We start from the raw sequence: 17,740 nt of genomic DNA on the forward strand, positions 1-17,740 counted from the left end.
CCTTATCAAAGTAACAACACCATTATATGAAATCTAAGTAATTTTTCTACTGATCCAGAACCCGAAAATCATTGTTAGTAAATTTAAGATAATGATTAAATTAAAAAAAATTATAAATTTTATCCAATCCCCTTGATTTAAAATTTTATACAAAAAATATATAAATCCGCTAAAGGATGTAAAGCAAGAAAAAAAACCACTAAACAAAATTTTTTCATTTGAATAACTTAATCTTTTACTAACAAAAAAACCCACTAAAAATGATCCAATTATTGAAATAAAAAAATTGTTATTTAAAGTTAATCTGAAAAAAGTAGCTAGATAAGCGGCTAAAAAAATATAAATAAAATTATTTATTTTCACTTTAAAAAAACTGAATAAAAAAATAACCCAAATAAAAGAAAAGAAATGAAAAAATTATCACTTCAATATAGTGAAAAAATAATCTCAGGAATTTTCTCTTTTTGAATAAAATAAATAGTTGATAGATAAAGGAGGAAAATGTACTAAAACATCCTAAGAAACCGCTGTAAAATAAAACTAAAATTTCGTTATTCATAAAATTTAAAGCTACTAGAATTCCTAAAACAAAAGATGATAAAAAATTTACTATTGAAGTATTCTGAATATTAAAACCAATACTTTTTTTAAAATTATTTTGTATGTATATTCTTAGGATTAATCCTAAAGTACTGCAGATTAAAATTATACTTATTGAACTAAAATCCAAAATTTACATTTTTATCCAACCTTTTAAAATCCTATTGGGATCATCTAAAAATTTATTCGAAGCTAATTCAACCCTTACCCACGTTTCACTTTTGCTTACTTTCCAATTACGTAATACTGATAAAGTTGTACCTATATCAAGAACAAATAATTCCTTCGCATAAATTTCTGGACAAGAATAAAGAGAAGTTTTGGAACTCAATATAATTTCATTTGTGTTTTTGGGAAACTTATTTTGATTTAAACTTTTTTGAATTCCACCGGCAGGTAATGTAATTGGAGCAATTAATGCAAAAGTAATTAAACAAAAATTCTTGAGAACATGATTAATCATATGTCTAATGTTGCCATATCTAAGTTACTACTATGAGTTTCAATAAATTCTCTTCTTGGTGCAACCTTATCTCCCATTAAAATATTAAATATTCTGTCAGCTTCAAGTGCATCTTCAATTTCAACCCTTTTCATCATCCTCGTTTGAGGATTCATAGTTGTATCCCATAATTGTTTTGGCATCATTTCACCTAATCCCTTAAATCTTTGGATATTATAATTTGCATTTTCTCCAAAACCTTGAATTGTATCCTTTAATTGATTCTCGTTATAACAGTAATTATGATTCTTTCCTCTTTCAACTTTATAAAGAGGAGGACAAGCAATGTATATAAAACCTTTCTCAACAAGTTCTCTTTGATATCTATAAAAAAATGTCAACAATAAAGTTCTTATATGAGCACCGTCAACATCAGCATCCGTCATAATTACAACTCTATGATATCTCAAAGAGCTTTCGTCAAACTCCTCTCCTTTTATTCCTAATCCTAGCGCTGTTATTAATGACTGTATTTCTGTATTTTTATATATTTTAGTATCATCAGTTTTTTCAATATTAAGAATTTTACCCCTGAGAGGCAAAATAGCCTGAAAATTTCTATCTCGACCTTGTTTTGCAGAGCCACCAGCTGAATCTCCTTCAACTATGTATATTTCTGATTCTGATGGATCTCTAGAACTACAATCTGCTAATTTTCCAGGTAATGTAGAACTTTCGAGAACACTTTTTCTTCTTACTAATTCTCTAGCCCTTCTCGCAGCTTCTGCTGCATTAAATGATTGAATTGCTTTTTCAAGAATCAAGTCCAAAATTCCAGGATTGAATTCCATATATTTTGTGAGAGCCTCACCAATGAGAGAATCCACAATTCCTCGTACTTCAGTATTTCCTAATTTTGTTTTTGTTTGTCCTTCAAATTCGGGATCTGGAACTTTTACTGATAAAACAACAGTCAAACCCTCTCTAATATTTTCACCAGCTAAATTTTTTTCAATATCTTTTCTTTTACCTCTCTTTTTTGCAAGATTATTAAAAGTTCTTGTCAGAACAGTTTTTAGTCCTTCAATATGAGTTCCTCCATCAATAGTTCTGATATTATTTGCAAATCCCAAAATATTATCTGAATATACATCTGAACACCATTGCAAAGCTGCTTCCACATATACATTTTCTTTCTGTGAGTCAACATAAATTATTTCAGGATGAATAGACTCTTTTTCAGCATTCATGTATTCAACATATTCTTTAATACCTCCTTGATACAAATAAATTTCTTCTTTAAAAGAACCATCTGATAATTGATTTCTCTCATCTCTAAAAACAATTTTTACTCCGCCATTCAGATAAGCCAGTTCCCTTAATCTCGATGAAAGAAGAGCATATTCAAATTCAATTCCTCCAGAAAAAATCGTTTTGTCAGGTTTAAAGCAAATAGTTGTTCCTTTCTTAGATGATTTGCCAGTCTGCTTTTTACTTTCCAATTCACCCTTTGATATACCTTTTTCAAATCTTTGATTAAATTCGCTTCCATCCCTATAAACAGTCACCTTAACCCATTCGCTTAGGGCATTTACTACAGATATTCCTACTCCATGCAAACCCCCTGAAACTTTATAACCACCACTTCCAAATTTACCTCCTGCATGAAGAACAGTTAGAACAGTTTCTAGGGCACTTTTCCCTGTTCTTGGATGAATATCTGTTGGGATACCTCGTCCATTATCAGAAATTAAAGCAGAACCATCTGCTCGAAGAACTATTTCTATATGATCACAATGTCCTGCAAGTGCTTCATCAACCGAGTTATCAACTACCTCATATATTAAATGGTGTAATCCCCTAGGTCCCGTTGAACCTATATACATTCCAGGGCGTTTACGAACAGGTTCTAAACCCTCTAAAACCTGAATTTGCTCCGCCCCATAATCATTAGAGATTTTATTAGATCTTTTGTCCTCACTCATTTAATATAAAAAAAAATACTAAACTTTTAAAATGTTATTTTTAAAAGGTCTTTCATTAAACTTACCACCGCAATAAGGTAAAGGCTCGGAAATCAATGAAAAAATTAAACACTTTAATTATATAGCTAATATTTTTTTCTTCAGAAATTCATATGTCTTCACATCCACCTCATGTAATAGTTTTAATTGGGCCTACTGCAAGTGGCAAAACAGAATTAGCTATTGAAATTGCAGAATATTTTAAAACTAATATACACAATATCGATTCAAGGCAAATATATAAGTCCATGGATATTGGAACAGCCAAGCCATCTAAAATCCAACAAAAAAAAATACGGCATTTTTTAATAGATATTGAAGAACCTATCAATCCAATTAATGTAAAACAATTTCAAGAAATTGCTCAGAAATCGATCAAAGAAGAAATTAAAAAAGATAAATTACCTTTTCTTGTTGGAGGAAGTGGTTTGTATATGAACTCAATAACAAAAGGTTTTTTCGTACCAGATGTCCCTCCTCAAAATAATTTAAGAAAACAATTAGAAGAACTTGGTCAGGAAAAATGTTGGGACCTGTTAGAAAATTGTGATCCATTATCAACAAAAAAAATCAATTTTGCTGACCACGTTCGAACAATAAGAGCTTTAGAAGTCTTCTACGTAACAGGTAAGCCTTTATCAACTCTGAAAGTTCAGAAACCACCTAACTGGAAAATCTTAGAGCTTGGATTAGACAGAGGTAATTTAAAAGAAAGAATTTTTCAAAGAACAAAAAATATGTTTTTATCTGGAATAATTGATGAGACGAATCACCTTATCTCTAAATACGGATTTGATTTGCCAATATTAGAAACAATTGGCTATCGAGAAGCTAGAAATGTTTTAAATAACCATTCAACAATTGACAAAGCGATTGAGTTAACTGCAACAAAAACAATCCAATTTGCCAAAAGACAAAAAACTTGGTTTCGTAATAAAAATAATCCTCTTTGGCTTAATAACAAAAACCCGCTAAAAGATGCAATAATTAAGATAGAGTCTTTTTTAAGCTAACTTTATAAAAATAGATTTTGTTCATCATCCAATCAATTTATTTAATTAACTGAATGCCCCCACGCCCACGCTTTGACCGAAGAGCTCCAGTTAGAGAGCTACCAAATATAAATGAAAGAATAAAATACCCTCAATTGAGAGTCGTTGATTCAGATGGAAAACAATTAGGCGTCATAGATAGATTAAAAGCATTAGAAATCGCATCTCAAAGAGAACTTGATTTAGTTTTGGTGAGCGAAAAAGCAAATCCTCCTGTTTGTAGAATCATGGACTATGGGAAATATAAATTTGAACAAGAAAAAAAAGCTAAAGAAGCAAGAAAAAAATCTCATCAAACAGAAGTTAAAGAAGTAAAAATGAGGTACAAAATTGACAAGCATGATTATGATGTGCGGATTGGTCAAGCTACTAAATTTCTAAAATCGGGAGACAAGGTAAAATGCACTGTAATTTTTAGGGGAAGAGAAATTCAACACTCAAATTTAGCTGAGACTCTTCTTTTAAGAATGGCTAATGATTTAGAAGAGCAATCAGAAGTTCAACAAAAACCAAAAAGAGAAGGAAGAAACATGATTATGTTTTTAAGTCCCCGTAAAACTCCTCTCATTAAAAAAGATGATGCGTGATAAACTTTTATCAAAAAATATGACGAATGTTAAAGTGTCACTATATCAAAAAATAAATTAGTAAGGATTTTTCTAAAGTGAGATTCCATATTCAACAAGAAAGTGATATCCCAGCATCGACACAACTATACAATCAAATCTGTTTTGCAATTGCTGCAAGACATTATCCTCCAGGTCACAGACTTCCGAGTACAAGGCAACTTGCAATGCAAACTGGACTTCATCGAAATACTATAAGCAAAGTATACAGACAACTTGAAATAGATGGAGTTGTTGAAGCAATAGCTGGATCAGGTATCTATGTAAGAGATAATCTTACTAAAAGAGAATTTAAAAAATCTTTTTACTCAAAGGATAGAATAAGCAAACCACCTGATCAAGAAGCAAAAAAGGTTATTGACAACTTGATAAATTTAGGATGCAGTTTACAAGAAACGAGGGATTTATTAACCAATGAAATTGATTGGCGTATCAAGTGTGGATCAAGAATCATAGTCAGTACACCTAGAGAGGATATTGGCGCTTCTATGTTAATAGCAGAAGACCTTTCTACAACAGTTAATGTACCAGTAGAAGTTGTTCCAATGGAAGAATTAGAAAAAGTATTGAGTAATTCAAATAGTGGTACTATTGTAACAAGCAGATATTTTTTACAGCCTTTAGAAAAAGTTGCTAATCAACATGGGATTCGAGCTATTGCAGTTGACTTGAGCGATTTCCAAAAGGAATTGAAAATTCTAAAAGAATTAAATGCTGGGAGTTGTGTAGGTATTGTTAGTATAAGTCCTGGTTTATTGAGGGCAGCAGAAATCATAATACATAGTATGAGAGGTAGTGAATTAATTCTTATGACTGCAATCTCAGACAATAACAGTAGATTACTATCACTTTTAAAGGCTTCTAGCCATATAGTTTGTGATGGACCTAGTTTATCAGTTGTAGAAAACGCATTATTAAAAAATCGTTCTCAGCTAATGAGATTGCCTCAAATAATATGTGCTAGAAATTATTTAAGTATCGAAACAATAAATCAATTAAAAAAAGAAATAGGAGTTATTAATTAGAATAAGATGCTAAAAACTTTTAAATCAGATATAGAAATCATTAGAGAGAGAGATCCTGCCGCTAGAGGAATAATAGAAATATTTCTTTGCTACCCAGGCTTTCAATCAATAGTTATTCATAGGTTTACGCATAAATTATGGCAATTAAATATTCCTTTAGTACCCCGCTTAATGAGTCATCTTAATAGGTTAGTAACAGGTATTGAAATCCATCCTGGGGCAAAAATTGGTAAACGGGTTTTCATAGATCATGGAATGGGCGTTGTAATTGGAGAAACAGCTGAAGTAGGAAATAATTGTCTTCTATATCAGGGAGTTACATTAGGAGGCACTGGTAAAAGCCATGGGAAAAGACACCCAACCTTAAAGGAAAATGTTGTAGTTGGGGCAGGAGCAAAAATTCTTGGATCCATCACAGTAGGATCTAATACACGTATCGGCGCAGGCTCAGTAGTTGTTCGAAATGTAGAGGGGAACAGTACTGTTGTTGGGGTCCCTGGCAGGGTAGTGCATCAAAGTGGTGTCAAAGTAAATCCCTTAGCTCACTCTGCCTTACCAGATGCAGAAGCTAATGTGATAAAAAATTTAATGGATAGGATAGACTCTCTTGAAAATGAAATTCTTAAATTACAAAAAACCCTACAATGTTTAGCGAACTCAGAGTCTATTGATATTTCTAAACTCGGTGATTCTCAAAATCTTAAAGACAAAGAAATTTTTGAATTTCTTGGAGATGATTAAAAATTGATTTAATTTTTTTCATTTACGTCAGTTTTAGGTTGAAACATAAACATTGAATAAATAACATTTCTTCGCATATTAGTCATCATTTCAAGAAACATATCATATCCTTCATTTTTATATTCAATTAATGGATCTTTTTGACCATAACCTCTCAATCCGACTGATTCCCTCAAGGAATCCATGGATTGAAGATGTTCTCGCCATAAATTATCGATTTGCTGCAAAATGAAAAATCTTTCAGCTTCTCTCATCAATCCTGGACGAATCTTTTCTATTTGTGATTCCTTTAGATCATAAGCTATTCGTAATTGCTCTTGAAGATAATTTTTTAATTCTTCTATTGATAGTAAATTAATATCATCAGATTTAAGATCATCTAACAAATATATAAATTCTTTGACTTTAGAAATTAATTGATCAATATTCCATTCTTCAGGAGGAAGATCAGGATTAATATAAGCATCTACAATTTCAATCATTGTCCTTTCTCCATAACCTATTACTTGTCTCTTTAAATCAATTCCTTTCAATACTCTTAGTCTTTCGCCATAAACTGCTTTTCTTTGATTATTCATTACCTCGTCATATTCAAATACTTGTTTTCTAATATCGTAATAATAGGTTTCAACTTTCTTTTGAGCACTTTCTAGAGACCTAGTAAGCATTCCTGACTCAATAGGCATATCTTCATCAACCCTAAAAGCATTCATTAAATTTGCTACTCGATCGCCCCCAAAAATCCTTAATAAATTATCATCTAAAGATAAAAAGAATCTTGTACTTCCAAGATCACCTTGCCTTCCCGCTCTTCCTCTTAATTGATTATCCACTCTTCTTGATTCATGTCTCTCAGTACCAATGACATGTAAACCGCCAGCTTCTCTTACTTTTTCTTCTTCATGAATCAAAACTTTTTCATATTCTTTTTTTACATCAGACAAGGATTCTCTCAAAAGCTTAATCGAGTTATCATCAGTTGGTGCTTTTTCTGCAGCTGTAGCTATTCTGTCATCAAGCTCCAAAACAGAAAGTTGTCTGTCTCCCCAACTTTTAACAAGTTCATCAGATAAAACAGAGAGTTTCTTTTCAAATGCTTCATCGAGCTTACAAGGGAAAAGACTAGTTGAAGAATTTGAAATATTCTTTTTCAAATTTGTAACAGCTTTTTTAGAAAAACCACCTTTAGATTTTGAACTTCTTTGTTTAGGAATTGGTGGCTTATGCTCATTATCAGGTTTGACTAACAAAGGAACTAAAATTTCTTTTAATTTAAGCCTTGCCATATAGTCACTATTACCGCCAAGAATTATATCTGTTCCCCTTCCAGCCATATTAGTCGCGATAGTAACAGCTCCTGCTCTTCCTGCCTGAGCAACAATTTCAGCCTCACGTTCAACGTTCTCTGGCTTAGCATTTAATAAATTATGTGGGATTTTCTCTTCAGATAAAAGTGAACTTAATAATTCACTTTTTTCAACACTTGTCGTACCAACTAAAACAGGTCTACCTTCTCTATGAATTTGTGCAGTTTCTTTAGCAACGGCTTTCCATTTACCAATCTCTGTCTTGAATACTTGATCAGACCAATCTTGCCTCTTTCTTGTTTGATTTGTAGGTATAACTGTTGATTCTAATTTATAAGTTTTTTCAAATTCAACCTCCTCAGTTTTTGCGGTCCCCGTCATTCCTGCTAAACCAGGATATAAAAGGAAAAAATTCTGATAAGTTATGGAGGCTAAAGTTTGAGTCTCAGGCTGAATTTTAAGACTCTCTTTTGCTTCAATTGCCTGATGTTGTCCATCACTCCAACGTCTTCCTGGCATTACCCTTCCAGTAAATTCATCTACTATGACGGCCTCTTCGTTCTTAATAATATAATTTACATCTTTAATAAATAATTCTTTTGCTTTTAAAGCGTTAGTTATATAATGCGCCCAAGGATCTTGAGGATTATATAAATCACTAACTCCCAAATACTCTTCACATTTTGCAAAACCCTGATCAGTTAATATACAACTTCTCTGTTTTTCATCAACTTCATAATCCCCTTCTGGATCAATACCATCTTTACTTAATTCTTTTGCTTTGAGCAATTCCAGAGATAATTCTGCTGCTTTTTGATATTTTTCCTGTGGTCTTTCAACTTGGCCAGAAATGATTAGAGGCGTTCTTGCTTCATCAATTAATATTGAATCAACCTCGTCAATTACGCAGTAATTAAATTTTCTTTGAACTACCTCATTAATATCAGTAGCCATATTATCTCTTAAATAATCAAATCCCAATTCTGAATTTGTGGCATAAGTTATATCACAATCATAATTTTTCTTCCTCTCAAGTGGATTCATATCTTGCTGAATCAAACCAACTGATAAACCCAAAAAACGATGAACTTGTCCCATCCACTCTGCATCTCTTCGAGCTAAATAATCATTTACCGTAACAACATGAACACCTTTTCCAGTAAGAGCATTTAGATAACAAGGTAATGTTGCGACAAGAGTTTTTCCCTCTCCAGTCTTCATCTCAGCAATTTGACACTCATTTAAAACTATCCCGCCTATTAACTGAACATCAAAATGTCTCATATCGAGAACACGTTTACTTGCTTCTCTCACGATTGCAAAGGCTTTAGGAAGAAATTCTTCTAGGAGTTCTTTTTGTTTTTTTAAATCTAATTCTGCTGAAATAGTTGATTTAAGATTTTGAGTTTCTTTTCTCAGCTCATCATCAGTCAATTGAGAAATTTCTTCTTCTAAAAAATTTATCTCTTCCACTATTGGTTGATAGCGCTTTAACTTTCGTGTATTCGGGTCTCCCAACAAAAGTTTTAGCATAAGTCAAAGTCCTTAAAAAATTAATCTTATTACAAACATTATAAATTAGTGCGTTACAACAGAATGAAGAAAACTCTCATCTCTTTATTTTATAGAAACGATCGATTATGGTATTTAGATTGAAGTCACAAAAATAACCTATTAGGCATCACTTCTCAAAAATCTTTTTAATAAATGAAAGAAATATCTCTAATCAAACATGGCAAAGGAGCTTTAGGGTTAAGGATTTTTGGATTAGGTCCCAATCTTAAACCAACAAATGGATTAATTAAGCTACAAAAATTACTAGATACCAATGCTTTCTGGGCAAAAAATAGAACAATTAATGATCTAAGAAAATGTCTCGCTAACAGTGATGTCGTAATAAGTCTTTGGGTTGGTGAGGAAATAGTTGGTTTTGGTAGAGCTTTAACTGATGGGATTTACCGCGGAGTACTTTGGGATATTGTTATAGATCAAAATCATCAAGGCAAAGGTTTTGGCACATTAATTTTAAACAACCTTTTATCTTCTAAAAAAATTAAAAATACAAAAAAATTATATTTAATGACAACAAATAAGAAATTATTTTATTCTCAATTTGAATTTAAAGAAGTTACTTCTCAAAATTTATTGATTCGTGAAATATAAAGCACTTTGTTTCTAGAGAAACAAAATCAAGATACAAATTTACTATAAATCCATCTTATAAAAGGTCCTAAAATAGGAACTGGTCCAAAAGTTGGTCCGCAAAAATCAAAGTAATCTCTGTGCTCTTTGATTAATCCATTTTCACCAAATAATAAACGAGTAGTTCCAGGATAAATAAATTCTTTACCCATAATTTTTAAACCCATTGTCCATTCAACAAATCCACAATCCCCAGTTATGGAAATTGCATGAGTTTCTAAAAAAACATCATCACATCTTTTAACTAGCTTTTCTTGAGCTTTAACATAAGAATCTAAGCCCTCTGTTGCCTGAGTTGGGTCTATAAAAATAACATTCTCATTATAAAATTCAGCCCATTTTTGCTTTGTTGGCGCATCCGTACCATAAGGTTTAGTAAATAATCCCTTTAAATCCTCAATAGAAATTACTCTTGTCATTACAATATGCTAATTACAAATACTTTAAGGGATACAAATATTAAAAGCGGATGAAGAGATTCGAACTCTCGACATTCTCCTTGGCAAGGAGATGCTCTACCACTGAGCTACATCCGCATAGCTTTTTTATTTTATCTCAAAGAAGGGATTAATGATAAAAATAATTAAATTTTTTCAATTAATTTAAATTTTTAATTAAGGATCCCATCTCAATTGCTTGTAAAGCATAATTCCAACCAAGATTATTTTTAATCCCTGCTCTTTCTAAAGCCTGCTGCATAGTATCAGTAGTTAAAACACCAAAAATAATTGGAATGTTATTTTCATTTGAAACTTGTGAAATACCTTTGCTCGCCTCAGATATAACTACATCATAGTGGGAAGTTTCGCCACGGATCACTGCCCCAAGAGCAATTACAACGTCATAACTCTTTTTTTTCATGAGGGTTTTAGCTGCAATTGGTAATTCGAATGAACCAGGAACCCAAACAATATCTACTTGATTGCTTAATTCAGAAGTATCTAAACCATGTCTTTTTAAACAATCAAGACAACCAGATAGAATTTTATTTGTAATTAAATCATTAAATCTTGCTATTACAATCCCAACTTTTAAAGTAGAGGCATTAGTAAAAGAACCCTCAAAAATAGCCATTAAATTTTACTTAGATATATTAATAGACTCTCACGAAAAGGTATCAAGTTCAAACTAATGAAGAAACAATCCCTGTAACAAAAACCAAAACAACCCAAACAGCAGCAATAGAATAAATTTTTCTCCTACTTTCTCGCTGTCCTTCCTCAGTAGAAGGTTGAGTCACATATAAAACGGGTACTCCAACTACCGCAATTAAAGATGCAAATAGTAGAGCATTTACGAAGAAAAAGTTAACAGCCTGCATAATTCAGTCTTAGTTTTCAATTATTATAAATACTATAATCTCATGAAAATGATAATTTTTAGAGAAAATTTACATACTTTAGCCACTTTAAATGCAAAAAAAAAATTTCTACCTAATATCTATTTAGGAATTAAAAAAGTATGCAAGAAGATTTGATAATTCAAAAGAATTTATTTGCGATTGGTAATGATAATAATAAGCAAAAGGAAAAAACAAAAATTCCAGAAGATTTATCTTTAGAAGATTTAAAAAAAGAATCGCAAAAAAGACCCAGACAAAGAAAAAATTCAACTAATTTAATAAATAAATTCAAGACTGATTTAATTTCAAATAAGAAAAATGTTTGCATCAATGAAGAATCTTATAGCTATAAAACAGTTTCAAAACTGAAATTAACACCTGTAATGAAGCATTATGTAACTCTAAAAGAAGAAAATAAAGATAGGTTATTACTTTATAGATTAGGAGATTTTTTTGAATGTTTTTTTGAGGATGCTGTATTAATATCTAATCTTTTAGAAATAACGCTTACCAGTAAAGATGCTGGCAAAGAGATTGGTAAGATCCCTATGGCAGGGGTTCCCCATCATGCAATGGACAGATACTGTGCTGATTTAATTAAAAAAAATTATTCTGTGGTTATATGTGATCAATTAGAAAAAAGTTCTGGAAATTATGGGACTCCAATTAAAAGAGGAATAACACGAATAATTACTCCTGGAACTGTAATTGAAGAGGGGATGTTGATAGCAAAGAAAAATAATTGGATTACTGCTATTTACTTATCAGAAGAAAACTCAAATGAATCTTATGAATGGGGTATATCAAAAGCTGATGTAAGCACAGGAGAATTAATAACTTTAGAAGGCCAATCTCTATCAAAACTATTTGATGAAATTATTAAATTAGATTCTTCAGAAATCATTGTAGGAAGCAATGCAGTAAGAAATTTATTAATTAAAGGAAATAGTCAAATTACATATACTGTTTCTCAAGAGACTAATTTTGGAATTAATGAAGCAAATTATCTAATAAAAAATTATTTCCAAATTGCAAACTTAGAGGGAATAGGACTTAAAAATTTAAAAAATGCAACTAGATCACTTGGAGGTTTATTAAATTATTTAGAAAAAATTAATCCTTCAAATTTAGATAAAGATTCTTCTGTAAAAATCTCATTAGACTTTCCACAAATCCAATATGGTCACAACAAATTAATTATTGATTATCAAACTCAAAAAAACTTAGAAATCAAAAATACACAACGAGAAAACAATTATGTAGGTTCGCTACTATGGAGTATTGATAGAACTTATACTTGCATGGGCGCAAGGTGTTTAAGAAGGTGGATAGATTCACCACTATTAAACGTTAATGAAATTTATAAAAGACAAAATATATTTACAAACTTTTTTGAATCTAAGAAATTACGTACAGATACCCAAAATTTACTTAGAGCAATGGGGGATTTAGAAAGACTTGCAGGTAGAGCTTGTGCAGGTCATGCAAGTCCAAGAGACTTAATTGCAATAGCTGAAGGTTTAAAAAAATTGCCTAGACTAAAATCCATAATTGAATTATTTAAATATGATCTCCCAAATTGGACTGATCAACTTATAAATATTGATGAAGGACTCTTAGAATTAGCTGATACTATAAGTTTTAAACTCGTAGAAAATCCTCCTCTAAGTATTAGTGAAGGAGGCATGATCCACGATGGAGTTGACAATATATTAGATGGTTTACGCAATTTAATGGATGATTACTCAGAGTGGCTAAATAAAGAGGAATTAAAGGAAAGGAAAATTAGCAAAATTTCAAACCTAAAAATTCAATTTCATAAAAATTTTGGTTATTACATTTCTATAAATAAGTCAAAAGTTAATTTAGCTCCACAACATTGGATCAAAAGGCAAACACTTACTAATGAAGAAAGGTATATCACTTCAGAAATTAAAAATAAAGAAAATAAGATTTTCCAAATAAAAAGTAGAGCTTCATCAAAAGAATATGAAATTTTCTGCGAATTAAGAAATATAGTTGCTGAAAAAACAAAACAAATAAGATCAATCGCAAAATCCATAGCATCTCTTGATGCATTGCTTGGTTTATCAATTACTTCAATAGAAAACAATTTTATAAAACCTTTATTAATACCAATAAATGATTCAATGACAAAAAATAGTACAAAAATTATCGCAGGAAGAAATCCAATTGTAGAGCAATTGTTAAGTGATAAAAAGTTTGTAGCAAACGATATTTCTTTTGAGGATAATCAAAAATTAATTATATTAACCGGTCCCAATGCAAGCGGAAAAAGTTGCTTTATAAGACAACTTGGTTTAATACAAATTCTCGCACAAATTGGTAGCTTTGTTCCTGCTAATAATGCTGAAATCAAGATTGCAGATAGGATTTTCACAAGAATTGGGGCAGTTGATGATCAATCATCTGGGCAATCAACATTTATGGTAGAAATGTCTGAAACTGCATCAATTCTAAATCAAGCAACTTCTAACTCACTAGTTTTACTTGATGAGATAGGCAGAGGGACATCTACTTTTGATGGACTTTCAATAGCTTGGTCAGTAAGTGAATATCTTGCAAAAAAAATTCAATGTAATACTATTTTTGCTACGCACTATCATGAGCTTAATTATTTAAAAAATTCAAATAAGAATATACAAAATTTTCAAGTTTTAGTAGAACAAAATGACGATCAGCTAATTTTTAGCCACAGAATTGTTAGAGGGGGCTCAAACAAAAGCTATGGCATAGAAGCAGCTAAATTAGCAGGAGTTCCAAAAGAAGTTATAGAAAAAGCAAAATCAGTTTTAAATTCTTTAGAAGAAAATAACAAGTTAAATCATAATATTAAGTAGATTTTTGACGTTTATATAAAATTAATACTTTTTAAAGAGTCTCCCTTAATAAGGCGTTAACCGTAGCAGCTGCCATTGCAGCACCTCCTCTAGTTGAATTCAAAACAATTCTAGGAAGATCGGTAGAAATAAGTTTGTTTTTGCTTTTCTCTACTCCAATAAATCCAACAGGCATTCCGATAATTAAACTAGGTAAATCTTTTGCATTTTCTAAAATATCAATTAAATAAGTTAACGCTGTAGGCGAACTGCCAATAACTACAATAGGTGATTTACCTCCAGAATTCATAGCGGATAACTCCTTCCAGCCTTCACTTAAGCCATATGCAGTTTTAGTTAAGTTTGTATGATTATTTTTTTCAAACCACATTCTAGCGGTGAATACTTTATTCCTAGTAGTATTTTCTGCCATATTTTTTATTGCTGCTGCTGCCATATCAGTATCAGTTAAAATCGGAGCACCATTTTTAAGTGCCTGAAGCCCTTTTTCGCAAGCACCATCACTAAAATTTACTAGATTTTGAACTGAAAAATCTCCTGAAGTATGGACTAATCTCTCTAACACTTTTTTTTCCAAATAATTTAGATCATTGGCTAATAAATGAGATCTTATGAATCTGATGCTTTCCAAAAAAATTGGATGATCTACTACCATTAAATTTAATTTGTGTTAGAAGTAATCATAGTTAATATATGATTTTTATTGAGCTATTATGCCAATACAAATATTATGGGGTAATGATTTAAATGCTCAAAATACATTTATCCAAAAATTAATTGATAAGGAAGTATCCAAAGAATGGAAAGAAATAAACGTAACAAATTTAAATGGAGATGATGATGAGCAAGTAAATAAAGCTCTTGATGAAGTTCTTACACCTCCTTTTGGAGAGGGATACAGAATAGTTACATTGAAAAATAATCCAATTTTTACTTCCAAAAATGAGGATCTAAGAACTAAATTTGAAAAAATTCATGACAATATACCTCAAAATACTTATTTCATTTTACAAAATACAAAAAAACCAGACTCAAGACTAAAGAGTACTAAATTTTTACAAAAACTTATCAAAAATAATTTAGCCAAAGAAAAGTCATTTTCTTTACCAGAAATCTGGGACTATGAAGGACAAAAAAGATTTTTAGAAGATGCAGCAAATGAAATGAATATCAAAATTGATAAAAATGCAGCTGAATTAATAATTGATTCAGTTGGCAATGATAGCTATAAACTAATAAATGAATTAGCTAAAGCAAAAACATACCTTTCAGCAGTATCAAGTGATTCGAATTCACAACTTTTTCTTAAAAGTATTGATGTAAAAAAAATATTTAGTGATCATCAATCCAATATATTCAAAATCATTGATCTTCTCTTACAAAAAAATATTAATGAAAGCCTCATAGAAATAAATTATTCTTTACAGAAAGGAGAACCTGCTTTAAGACTAAATGCAGGTTTAATTAGTCAAATAAGAATTCATACCATTATAAAATTGGCAATTAATTCAGGTAACGATAATGAAGAAAAAATTTGTAATCTTGCAGGCATTTCTAATCCAAAACGAATTTTTTTTATTCGAAGAAAAGTCAAAAATGTATCTCAAGAATATTTAATTAATTTAATGAGTAACTTACTAGATATTGAAACATTACTAAAACAAGGTAATAATCCTATAAATGTTTTTACGGAGAAATTAATTAATTTAAGTTAACCAAATTATAAGTTTAAGAATTTACATTATGATTTAAATATGGCTTTACTAGTAAAAAAATTTGGCGGTACTTCTGTAGGTGATATTAGAAAAATTAAAAATATTGCAAGTAGCATCTGTCAAAGTAAAGAAGCAGGAAATGAAATTGTCGTAGTTGTCTCTGCAATGGGGCAAACTACAGATGATTTAAATTGTTTAGCGGAATCAATTAGTAAAAATCCTAATCGAAGAGAATTGGATATGCTTCTCTCAACTGGAGAGCAAGTAACCATAGCTCTTCTCTCAATGGCATTAAACGAATACGGAATACCTGCAATTTCAATGACCGGTAGCCAGGTTGGAATTATTACTGAATCAATTCACGGGAAAGCGAGAATTCTGGATATTAAAACAGAAAGGATCCAAAATTATATAAATCAAGGTTTTGTAGTTGTAGTAGCTGGATTTCAAGGAACAACCTTAAGCCATACGGGTTCAATGGAAATTACAACTTTGGGTAGAGGTGGTTCAGATACTTCGGCAGTAGCTTTATCAACAGCTTTAGGAGCTGAGACGTGCGAAATTTATACAGACGTTCCAGGGGTTCTTACTACTGATCCAAGAATTGTGCCTAATGCAAAACTCTTAGATGAAATTAGCTGCGAGGAAATGCTTGAACTTGCAAGTGTCGGTGCGTCAGTTCTGCATCCAAGAGCAGTAGAAATTGCTCGCAATTATGGAATTAAATTGTGTGTCAAATCAAGCCAAAGTGACTCAAGTGGGACTCTCCTAGAAAGTCAAATCAAAGCTCTCCCGCTAAAAAGAGGAAGCTTAGAATTAACAAAAACAGTCAATAGTCTTGAGGTATTAGAAAACCAGGCAGTATTCAGTCTCTCAAATATTCCTGATAGGCCTGGGATTGCTGCACAAATATTTGAAAAACTTTCAGAAGCAAGTATTAGTGTAGATTTAATAATACAAGCGACAAATGATGGGAATAAAAACGATATTACATTTACTGTTAGTGAATTAGAAGTTAAAAAGACTGCAGAACAATGTGAACTTATAACTAGTCAATTAGGAGGAGAATATAACTTAAAAACAAACATGACTAAATTAAGTATTCAAGGAGCAGGCATTATGGGCAGACCTAGTGTTTCAGCTGATTTATTTGATACTTTATCTCAAGCGAATATCAATGTCAGGTTAATAGCTACTAGTGAAATTAAAGTCAGCTGTGTAATTGAAATCAATAATATACCAAAAGCTATTAGATTTGTTGCTGAGAAATTTAAGTTATCAGATACACAAATATTTGTTAATCCAATCAATAAAAAACAAGATCAACCTGAAGTAAGAGGAATTGCATTAGATAAAAACCAAGTTCAAGTAAGTTTTCGAAAACTGCCTGATCGTCCAGGTGTAGCAGCATCGATATGTTTAGCATTAGCTGAAAATAATTTACTTATCGACACTATCGTTCAGTCTGAAAGAATTTCCTCTTTAAAAACTAAGGATATTAGTCTTACAATGAATAAACAAGATAGAGAAAAAGCTAACTTAGTTTTTGAGGCCTTAACAAAAAAATTACCCGGATCATACATTGAAGATGGCCCTGCTATAGCCAAAGTAAGTACTGTAGGAGCGGGAATGGCATTTAAGGTTGGAACGGCTGGAAAAATATTTAGAGCATTAGCTGACCAAAAAATCAATATTGAAATGATTGCCACTAGTGAAATCAGGACTTCATGTATTGTCTTAGAAAAAGATTGCGACAAAGCAGTTAATGCGATTCATAATCATTTCGAATTAGACAAATAAGTT

17 protein-coding genes and 1 tRNA gene are annotated in these 17,740 nt (G+C 31.2%); 8 read left to right on the forward strand and 10 right to left on the reverse strand.

Annotated features, from left to right (window positions below; genetic code table 11):
- Nucleotides 1-33 precede the first annotated feature (33 nt).
- From SIB45_RS02305 to gyrB, 4 genes are read right to left on the reverse strand one after another with little or no spacing between them, the layout of a single operon-like run.
- Entirely contained in the window at nt 34-363 is a 330-nt protein-coding gene (locus SIB45_RS02305; protein ID WP_011863731.1) for a CrcB family protein, read from the reverse strand.
- A gap of 1 nt (nt 364) precedes the next feature.
- On the reverse strand, nt 365-730 hold the full coding sequence (locus SIB45_RS02310; protein WP_041484732.1) for a FluC/FEX family fluoride channel: 366 nt from the start codon (nt 728-730) through the stop codon (nt 365-367).
- Nucleotides 731-733: 3 nt separating this feature from the next.
- On the reverse strand, nt 734-1,063 hold the full coding sequence (locus tag SIB45_RS02315; RefSeq protein ID WP_011863732.1) for a hypothetical protein: 330 nt from the start codon (nt 1,061-1,063) through the stop codon (nt 734-736).
- Nucleotides 1,060-3,027 carry a DNA topoisomerase (ATP-hydrolyzing) subunit B gene (gene gyrB / locus SIB45_RS02320; RefSeq protein WP_011863733.1) on the reverse strand — a complete coding sequence of 656 codons (1,968 nt, stop codon included), beginning with the start codon at nt 3,025-3,027 and terminating at the stop codon, nt 1,060-1,062. Before gyrB ends, SIB45_RS02315 begins: the two co-directional genes overlap by 4 nt.
- A 152-nt stretch (nt 3,028-3,179) precedes the next feature.
- Between gyrB and miaA the strand changes: the two genes are divergently transcribed.
- The 4 genes from miaA to cysE all read left to right on the forward strand — a co-directional run bounded on the left by miaA (nt 3,180) and on the right by cysE (nt 6,510).
- On the forward strand, nt 3,180-4,079 hold the full coding sequence (miaA, locus tag SIB45_RS02325; RefSeq protein ID WP_011863734.1) for a tRNA (adenosine(37)-N6)-dimethylallyltransferase MiaA: 900 nt from the start codon (nt 3,180-3,182) through the stop codon (nt 4,077-4,079).
- 53 nt (nt 4,080-4,132) lie between these two features.
- Complete coding sequence (gene infC, locus SIB45_RS02330; protein WP_011863735.1) at nt 4,133-4,705, forward strand: translation initiation factor IF-3; 573 nt, start codon at nt 4,133-4,135, stop codon at nt 4,703-4,705.
- Nucleotides 4,706-4,782: 77 nt separating this feature from the next.
- Nucleotides 4,783-5,769, forward strand: coding sequence for a GntR family transcriptional regulator (locus SIB45_RS02335; protein WP_011863736.1), 987 nt, complete (start codon nt 4,783-4,785; stop codon nt 5,767-5,769).
- A gap of 6 nt (nt 5,770-5,775) precedes the next feature.
- Nucleotides 5,776-6,510, forward strand: coding sequence for a serine O-acetyltransferase (cysE, locus tag SIB45_RS02340; protein WP_011863737.1), 735 nt, complete (start codon nt 5,776-5,778; stop codon nt 6,508-6,510).
- An 8-nt stretch (nt 6,511-6,518) separates the two neighbouring features.
- On the opposite strand, the gene secA is transcribed toward cysE, so the two are convergent.
- On the reverse strand, nt 6,519-9,350 hold the full coding sequence (gene secA, locus SIB45_RS02345; RefSeq protein WP_011863738.1) for a preprotein translocase subunit SecA: 2,832 nt from the start codon (nt 9,348-9,350) through the stop codon (nt 6,519-6,521).
- A 174-nt stretch (nt 9,351-9,524) separates the two neighbouring features.
- On the opposite strand from secA, the gene SIB45_RS02350 reads away from it, so the two are divergent.
- The gene (locus SIB45_RS02350) at nt 9,525-9,980 is read left to right on the forward strand and encodes a GNAT family N-acetyltransferase (protein ID WP_011863739.1); all 456 of its coding nucleotides are present in this window, start codon (nt 9,525-9,527) and stop codon (nt 9,978-9,980) included.
- A 26-nt stretch (nt 9,981-10,006) separates the two neighbouring features.
- Here SIB45_RS02350 and SIB45_RS02355 read toward each other — a convergent pair whose 3' ends face one another.
- The 4 genes from SIB45_RS02355 to psbZ all read right to left on the reverse strand — a co-directional run bounded on the left by SIB45_RS02355 (nt 10,007) and on the right by psbZ (nt 11,340).
- On the reverse strand, nt 10,007-10,438 hold the full coding sequence (locus SIB45_RS02355; RefSeq protein WP_011863740.1) for a nuclear transport factor 2 family protein: 432 nt from the start codon (nt 10,436-10,438) through the stop codon (nt 10,007-10,009).
- A 45-nt stretch (nt 10,439-10,483) separates the two neighbouring features.
- Nucleotides 10,484-10,555: transfer RNA gene (locus tag SIB45_RS02360), tRNA-Gly, on the reverse strand.
- A gap of 61 nt (nt 10,556-10,616) precedes the next feature.
- Nucleotides 10,617-11,093 carry a 6,7-dimethyl-8-ribityllumazine synthase gene (gene ribH, locus SIB45_RS02365; protein ID WP_011863741.1) on the reverse strand — a complete coding sequence of 159 codons (477 nt, stop codon included), beginning with the start codon at nt 11,091-11,093 and terminating at the stop codon, nt 10,617-10,619.
- Between the two features lie 49 nt (nt 11,094-11,142).
- A complete protein-coding gene (gene psbZ / locus SIB45_RS02370) occupies nt 11,143-11,340 on the reverse strand; it encodes a photosystem II reaction center protein PsbZ (protein ID WP_002807211.1) in 198 nt (65 codons plus the stop codon).
- 140 nt (nt 11,341-11,480) lie between these two features.
- Here psbZ and mutS point away from each other — a divergent pair, with 140 nt between their 5' ends.
- A complete protein-coding gene (gene mutS / locus SIB45_RS02375) occupies nt 11,481-14,222 on the forward strand; it encodes a DNA mismatch repair protein MutS (RefSeq protein ID WP_413682140.1) in 2,742 nt (913 codons plus the stop codon).
- Nucleotides 14,223-14,253: 31 nt separating this feature from the next.
- Here the strand turns inward: mutS and SIB45_RS02380 are convergent, their stop codons facing one another.
- The gene (locus tag SIB45_RS02380; protein WP_011863743.1) at nt 14,254-14,877 is read right to left on the reverse strand and encodes a precorrin-8X methylmutase; all 624 of its coding nucleotides are present in this window, start codon (nt 14,875-14,877) and stop codon (nt 14,254-14,256) included.
- Between the two features lie 58 nt (nt 14,878-14,935).
- Between SIB45_RS02380 and holA the strand changes: the two genes are divergently transcribed.
- On the forward strand, nt 14,936-15,937 hold the full coding sequence (gene holA, locus SIB45_RS02385; RefSeq protein WP_011863744.1) for a DNA polymerase III subunit delta: 1,002 nt from the start codon (nt 14,936-14,938) through the stop codon (nt 15,935-15,937).
- 39 nt (nt 15,938-15,976) lie between these two features.
- Nucleotides 15,977-17,737 (forward strand): aspartate kinase, encoded by a 1,761-nt coding sequence (locus SIB45_RS02390; protein ID WP_011863745.1) that lies wholly within the window; start codon nt 15,977-15,979, stop codon nt 17,735-17,737.
- Nucleotides 17,738-17,740 lie beyond the last annotated feature (3 nt).

It is taken from the genome of Prochlorococcus sp. MIT 1304 (assembly GCF_047305015.1).
Lineage (GTDB): Bacteria > Cyanobacteriota > Cyanobacteriia > PCC-6307 > Cyanobiaceae > Prochlorococcus_A > Prochlorococcus_A marinus_E.

Excerpts from the sequence above, each read along its gene's own strand:
- SIB45_RS02315 (WP_011863732.1), bottom strand. The coding sequence starts at position 1,063 with ATGATTAATCATGTTCTCAAGAATTTTTGTTTAATTACTTTTGCATTA.
- gyrB (WP_011863733.1), bottom strand. The coding sequence starts at position 3,027 with ATGAGTGAGGACAAAAGATCTAATAAAATCTCTAATGATTATGGGGCG.
- miaA (WP_011863734.1), top strand. The coding sequence starts at position 3,180 with ATGTCTTCACATCCACCTCATGTAATAGTTTTAATTGGGCCTACTGCA.
- infC (WP_011863735.1), top strand. The coding sequence starts at position 4,133 with ATGCCCCCACGCCCACGCTTTGACCGAAGAGCTCCAGTTAGAGAGCTA.
- cysE (WP_011863737.1), top strand. The coding sequence starts at position 5,776 with ATGCTAAAAACTTTTAAATCAGATATAGAAATCATTAGAGAGAGAGAT.
- secA (WP_011863738.1), bottom strand. The coding sequence starts at position 9,350 with ATGCTAAAACTTTTGTTGGGAGACCCGAATACACGAAAGTTAAAGCGC.
- SIB45_RS02350 (WP_011863739.1), top strand. The coding sequence starts at position 9,525 with ATGAAAGAAATATCTCTAATCAAACATGGCAAAGGAGCTTTAGGGTTA.
- SIB45_RS02355 (WP_011863740.1), bottom strand. The coding sequence starts at position 10,438 with ATGACAAGAGTAATTTCTATTGAGGATTTAAAGGGATTATTTACTAAA.
- ribH (WP_011863741.1), bottom strand. The coding sequence starts at position 11,093 with ATGGCTATTTTTGAGGGTTCTTTTACTAATGCCTCTACTTTAAAAGTT.
- psbZ (WP_002807211.1), bottom strand. The coding sequence starts at position 11,340 with ATGCAGGCTGTTAACTTTTTCTTCGTAAATGCTCTACTATTTGCATCT.
- mutS (WP_413682140.1), top strand. The coding sequence starts at position 11,481 with ATGCAAGAAGATTTGATAATTCAAAAGAATTTATTTGCGATTGGTAAT.
- SIB45_RS02380 (WP_011863743.1), bottom strand. The coding sequence starts at position 14,877 with ATGGTAGTAGATCATCCAATTTTTTTGGAAAGCATCAGATTCATAAGA.
- holA (WP_011863744.1), top strand. The coding sequence starts at position 14,936 with ATGCCAATACAAATATTATGGGGTAATGATTTAAATGCTCAAAATACA.
- SIB45_RS02390 (WP_011863745.1), top strand. The coding sequence starts at position 15,977 with ATGGCTTTACTAGTAAAAAAATTTGGCGGTACTTCTGTAGGTGATATT.